This is a genomic window from Ruegeria sp. BHSA163, assembly GCF_059613365.1.
This window is the reverse complement of sequence record NZ_JBXWSJ010000106.1, coordinates 1-6,210: the sequence shown is the minus strand read 5'-3', so window position 1 is coordinate 6,210 and position 6,210 is coordinate 1. Positions and strand designations below refer to the sequence as shown.

Genomic DNA, 6,210 nt, shown 5'->3' with positions numbered 1-6,210 from the left:
CCGATCGTGGTAACTTGCATGGGGTGACTCCTCTCTCGCAGATAACGACACCTGCACTATGGCGCATCGCGACGCCGATGGAGCAGGAGCCATCCACCCCATCTGCACAGCGCTCGATGACGATGTGAGCAGCTGGAGACAGTTTTCACCGCAAGCGGCTGTTCATGCTATGCGCAGCGAAATACGGTTTCGAGCCCAGTGCGGCTGATCGCTTCGTAGCTGAACCCCCATTTCTCCGTGCGCGACAAATTATAAGTTCTTTGTTAGATTGGCGGTTATTGGGTCGGGAGGGTTTTGATGGCTGCAAACGAAATGCTTCCACAACTGCAAGGTCGAAATATGACCTGTGGCGGTGGATTTGAGACTTGGCTTCAGTATGTCGATGGTTTCACGCTCAGGCACTTCTGCGCATTCGAACTCTTAAATGATAAACGAGGTGTTTCGTGCCTGACTGACTATCACCGTAAGTTGGTTGAGGCGGCTTTAGAGAACGGCTTTGGTGTAATCAATGAAGGCCTACACTATCGCGCCAGCCGAGATTGGGGAGAGCTGATCGGGTTTTCCAAAGAAGCGTTAGAAGAAATCAATATCCGTGGAATCGAGTTCTACAAGGATTTCGCGAAAGAGTACGAAAGCCCGGAAACGCCTATGATTGTCGGTGGCGTGATTGGCCCGCGCGGTGACGCCTATAATGTAGGTCGTACGCCAGATGCGGTCGAAGCCGAGGAGTACCACTCCGAACAAATCTTAACTTTCAAGAAAGCGGGAGCCGATGTCGTAACAGCAGCAACGTTTTCGAGCATCGAGGAGGCGACAGGCATCGCCAGAGCCGCGAAATCGGCAGACATACCGGTAGTAATTTCGTTCTTTGTGGCGAGAGGTGGCAAGCTCAAAGGCGGAGAGACACTGGAACAGGCAATCACCGCCGTCGATGCCGCAACCGAATTCGCGCCAGCTTATTACATGATCAATTGCACGCACCCGACCGAGTTTACGCCGGGATTGACGGACGGGAACTGGACCCGCCGGTTGGGTGGTTTCATGCCTAATGCCGTCGCGATGGAAACACTTGACTTATGCAAGCTCGGCCATCTTGAAGACGGCGACCCTGAAGAACTTGGCGGCCAAATGGCTTATCTGGCACGACGCTTTCTACATGTAAACGTCTGGGGCGGGTGTTGCGGTACTGATGGTCGACATATTGGTCAGATCACTCGTCAAGTTGGCGAGGTCCGTAGAGAGATGGCAGCTGAGTAACGCAAGCACTCGGAATGACGGTTTAGTCCGCCCAGCGGTCGTTCTGCGGAACGGGTCTAACGTCCGCTCCGAGCCCAAACCGGCTATCAAGTTTCCTCGCGATTCCCTCGGATCTGCAACCCGCAAGTATCTCATCTGTTTGTATTTTTTCCGATTTGCAGTGAACTCGGTTGACCGGGTTCGAACGGCCTGCTGCCACGGATTTCGCCGGTTGGGAGGAATGAGTTTCTGGTAGACTTGATTACTGCGCTTCAATTGTCGTTAATTGGTTGTGCTATCATCATTTTTTTTGTGATCGGTTCGGCCGCAGGGTTCTTGGAGCAAATCGCATGGGGCTAGTGGGTAGAATACTGACGGTTGTCGCTTCCGCGAACCTGGTTGTCCTGTTCGTATTTGTCGGTCTGGCAACCCTGCAGTTTGAGGCCATACTTTCCAATATGGTGCGGGAACGTTTGGTCGTTTTGGCAACGCGCACAGCTGTTCCGTTCAACTCTGTCGTAGATTTGGGGTTGCCTGTCTCGTCTGTTCGAAACGCGCTTGCTGTATTGGAAGCCGCCAAACAAAGCGACCCAGCAATTGACGACATAACCCTGTTTTCATTGGGTGGTGAAATCATCCACTCCACATCCGATCAAAACACTCAGGTTGTTCCAATTGCATGGGTTTCCGCCGTAAGCGATCCAGAGGCCGGAGGCGTCTTTCAGATCGATGAACGGGCAAGCTTTGTGACCGGAATAGACGTAGGCGAGCTAAGTGCACCCTCAGCTCGGCTAGCAATTAAGTACTCTAACGCGCAGGCGATGGATCAGATGCGGGCTATGGTAGCAAAACTATCGTTTGTGGCCGGGTTGCTTATGATAGTGACCATCTTGATTGGAGCGTTGGTTCTACGTCTTGCATTGGCTGAGCACGTTCGAATTATCGATGGCATACTAGCAGCCTACGATCTGTTCGAGCGATCATTCTGGCGGGCATCCAACCCTGACAAGGACAAGCCAAAAGACGTAGATGGGCTTGGAATCTCCAGCGCTTACTTTTGGGATCAGCTGTGGAAATCCGAGCGGATGTACGAGTCGGAACGAAAGAGTGTCTGCCCCTCGGATAAAGGGGGCGACTCTTGAACACGCAAAAACAACACGGAAGACTGGCTGCAGGTAGAGTCGTGGGATGGGTCGCGGCAATTGTATTGTTGTCGTTGACGCTGATGGCCTTTGCGGCTGTGCGCACATTTGAGGCCTCGCTTGAACCGGAAATGAACAAGCGGACTGCACTGATAGCGGCTACGGTTCGAGAAGAGATTGAACGAGCGATTGACTTCGGTGTTCCGCTGGAAGCCATCGGAGGCGCATCTGAGTATCTGGATGAACTCTTGAAAGAGTTTCCAGAGTTGGAAAAAATCATGTTGCGGTCCAATTCGGGGAGATTGATAGCCTCAAGCAGCAGAGGCGATTCAACGGGTACAGATGCACCCAATGAAATTAACACTTCACCGAATACTGTTACGCTATCTATTCTTCGACGAAACACCATCGTCGGTGAGCTTACAATCGAAGCAGACCCTCGTTTTGTCAGATCAAGGCTTCAGGAAGTAATGCTAGACATTATCGTCGTCGGACTGGTTGCAATCCTATTAGCATTTGAAATCGTGCTGCTCGTTTCGGCAAATATGCTCGGGAAGCCATTGGATCGGATATTTACACTGATGGATGAACAGGCGGCAGCAAGCTTTCGGCATGTTTTGCCGGCACGGGATGCTGGTGAGTTACGCAGAGTTGCGAGGAGGTTATCTGATCGCGCATTGCACGTTGCGAGGCTTAGAGGAGCTCAGGATAAGCTTTCAGCTTTGCCGCAAGCCTATTTTGTGGATATCCGATTGCCGGTGTTTATCTTTTCAACTGCCACAGAAATCAGCGGCGCATTTCTTCCGCTCTATGCGCGGGATGCTGGTGGACCGGATTGGCTGACCTCGGAAATGGCGGCAACTGCACCACTAATTGCCTATCTTGTTGCGATGGCTTTGATGGCCCCTTTCGGTGGAGCGATTGCGCGTCGTTTTAGCCCACAACGCCTTTTCTTGTCAGCTATTCCTATTACGGCTTTGACCATGGTTGGAGTTGGTTTGGGGCAGAACGCTTTGGTAATTGCGTTTTGGCACGGTTTTATGGCCATCGTTTATGCCTTAGCGACGATTTCGTGTCAGGAATACGCGATCAAGACCGCTCCTAGGGACGAACTCACCCAAGCAATCGGTGGATTCTTGTTCGTAATCATCGGCGGAGCATTCTGTGGGTCTGCACTGGGCGGTGTTCTTGCGGACCGCATCGGAGCTTCGGGAACCTTTTTCTTTGGAGCAGGTTTGGCGGTGTTGTCAGGACTAATTGGTGCGAGGGTTATTTCTGGCCACGTTTCCCTGGATCAGGAAGTTACAACCACGCAATCAGACAAGAGCATTTGGACAGTGCTAACCAATCGCAGGTTTTTTGCGTTGACGCTTGGTGTGTCCGTACCAATCAATATCGGTATGTCCGTCTTCATCTGGTATCTAACACCGGTTGTTCTTGAGGGCCAAGGTGTCGGAGTGGCTGACATTGGCCGGATCGTGATGTTGTACTATCTTGCCCAACTTCTTTTGGGCCCAACCGTAGCGAGGTTTGCCGACGGGAAAGTTGGGCAGGTGCCGTTTTTGATCTTTGGCATCTTTATTTCCGGTGTTGCGATCTCATCCCTATACTTCTTGTCCGGGATTATGCCCATGATTATTGTCGTGACGCTGTTCGGCTTGGGGTATGCGATGTGCGACGCGACCCAATATGCCCAAGCCATCCAAATTGGCGAACAGACCTGTGGAGCCGGTGGGGGTGAAAGAGCCTTGGGTGCCTTGCGTCTGATTGAACGTTTGGCGGCAATCATAGGTTTGATTGCGAGTGTAATCTTGATACCCCGGCTCGGGTATTTGACCATCATCGGCGGCATTGGCGTGCTGATGTTATGTGGTACGCTAATCATGCTTGGTGGCGGAAATAGTCACAGGAAAACACCGGAACACGTCTCTGAATAAATTGATTGAGGCAACCAGTCCAAATGGACTCTGGCGATGAGGCTGAAATGAAAAAACTCCACTATTTTGCATCCGCCCTTGGTGTATCGTTGTTGGCCTGTGGTTGGGTGCAAGCCGGCGAAAAAACAATATTCGGAATTTTCTGGGAGGGTTGCGAGCACGGCTGCCAGGGGTTTATCGACACAATAAAAGACAGTGAATTTGATGCTAAAGTTTTGATCAGGGATGCAATGCAAGATCGTGACAAACTACCCGAGTTCATTATTGAAGCCCGCGAAATTGATGCTGATCTGGTCCTTACATACGGGACCAGCGTTACCTTGGGTGTGGCCGGTCACATCAACAATAGCGAACCAGAAAATTTCATATCAAAGCGTCCGCTTGTTTTCATGTACGTTTCAGACCCTTTTGGGAGCGGCATCGCTGAAAGTTTTGAAGGCAGCGGTCGACCTCATGTAGCCGGAACATTTAATCGCGTTCCCGAAGCAGTAAACATCAAAACTATTCGAACGATTCAACCCGACTTTGACCATCTTGGAATACTCTTTAACATGAACGAGAGGAACTCTGCATTAAAGGTTAAGGAAATGGAGGAGCTGTCAAAAGAAATGGGTTTCGAATTGACAGCACTTGAAATTGACCCGGGAAATCAGAATGTCCCTGACTCGGCTCTGATCCCAGGCAAGGTGGCCGAACTGGCCGACGCTGGCGTGGATTTCATTTATCTTGGGTCGAGTTCTTTCCTCAGGCTGAATGCAGATGTGTTCACAGGCGCCGCCGTTCAAAACGGATTGCCAATCCTCAGCCCCTATGAGGAAGTCGTCAGGGAGCAGGATGCGCTTCTTTCTGTGGCCGCGCGAGCGGCAGATGTCGGAGCACTTGCAGCGCAACAGGCATTGAAAATCCTGAGGGATGGCAAAGAGCCGGGGGATCTGCCAATCGCACGCGTGACCGACTTTGCATACGTGGTGAATATGGACGTTGCAAAAAAGCTGGGTATGTACCCTCCTATCGAATTACTGCAAATCGCAGAAGTTGTCGAATAACGCCAACGTATATCACTCTTTAATTACTGGACTATTCCTCCCTGAATCGGCAGACACTGCCTGCGCAGTTTTAGGCGTCTTTCGCGCGAAAGTGGGACGACTGCTTAGTCCGCAAAGTGGACATTCGCGACTTTTCGGCCAACGTCCGCACTGAGCCCAGAGCGGTCTTGTCAGAAGAACTTTGCTTGAGCGGGGCGGGGCGGTTGCATAGCTTTCGGACATGACCAAACCTGCCTCTTTCAAGTACTTCAAAACCAGCCCCGAGATCATCCGCCTGGCCGTGATGCTTTATGTCCGATTTCCACTTTCGCTGCGGAATGTCGAAGATCTGCTGCACGAGCGCGGGATCGATGTCAGCCATGAAACCGTCCGATACTGGTGGAACAGGTTCGGCCCAATGTCTGCTTCTGAGATTAGACGCAAACGGGTCCAGCAACTTCGTGCATTCTCGAAATGGAAGTGGCATGTCGACGAGGTTTTTGTGAAGGTAAATGGCAAGCGACATTATCTGTGGCGAGCTGTGATCACGAAGGCGAGGTGCTGGAAGCCGTTGTCACCAAACGCCGAAACAAAGCTGCAGCGCTGAAATTCCTCAGGAAATTAATGAAGCGGCACGGCAAAGCTGAAGAAGTAGTCACAGATCGCTTCGCATCCTACAAGGCAGCGCTCAAAGAAATGGGAGCGTTGGAAAAGCAAATGACGGGTAGATGGCTCAACAACCGCGTTGAGAATTCTCATCTGCCGTTCCGACGAAGAGAACGCGCCATGCAGCGTTTCAGGCGTATGCGAAGTTTGCAGAAATTCGCCTCCGTCCATTCCTCTGTCTATAACCACTTCAACCAGGAAAGA

At 51.4% G+C, this 6,210-nt stretch carries 4 protein-coding genes and 1 pseudogene; all 5 read left to right on the top strand.

The window, feature by feature from the left end:
- The first annotated feature begins 297 nt into the window (after nt 1-297).
- Nucleotides 298-1,257 (top strand): homocysteine S-methyltransferase family protein, encoded by a 960-nt coding sequence (locus AC2FNV_RS23140; RefSeq protein WP_170609125.1) that lies wholly within the window; start codon nt 298-300, stop codon nt 1,255-1,257.
- A gap of 329 nt (nt 1,258-1,586) precedes the next feature.
- Nucleotides 1,587-2,378, top strand: coding sequence for a hypothetical protein (locus tag AC2FNV_RS23135; RefSeq protein WP_170609127.1), 792 nt, complete (start codon nt 1,587-1,589; stop codon nt 2,376-2,378).
- Nucleotides 2,375-4,315, top strand: coding sequence for an MFS transporter (locus AC2FNV_RS23130; RefSeq protein ID WP_170609129.1), 1,941 nt, complete (start codon nt 2,375-2,377; stop codon nt 4,313-4,315). The genes AC2FNV_RS23135 and AC2FNV_RS23130 overlap by 4 nt, the downstream gene beginning before the upstream one ends.
- A 47-nt stretch (nt 4,316-4,362) precedes the next feature.
- On the top strand, nt 4,363-5,361 hold the full coding sequence (locus AC2FNV_RS23125) for an ABC transporter substrate-binding protein (RefSeq protein WP_170609131.1): 999 nt from the start codon (nt 4,363-4,365) through the stop codon (nt 5,359-5,361).
- Nucleotides 5,362-5,581: 220 nt separating this feature from the next.
- Nucleotides 5,582-6,210, top strand: a pseudogene (locus AC2FNV_RS23120) (IS6 family transposase); the annotation flags it as partial.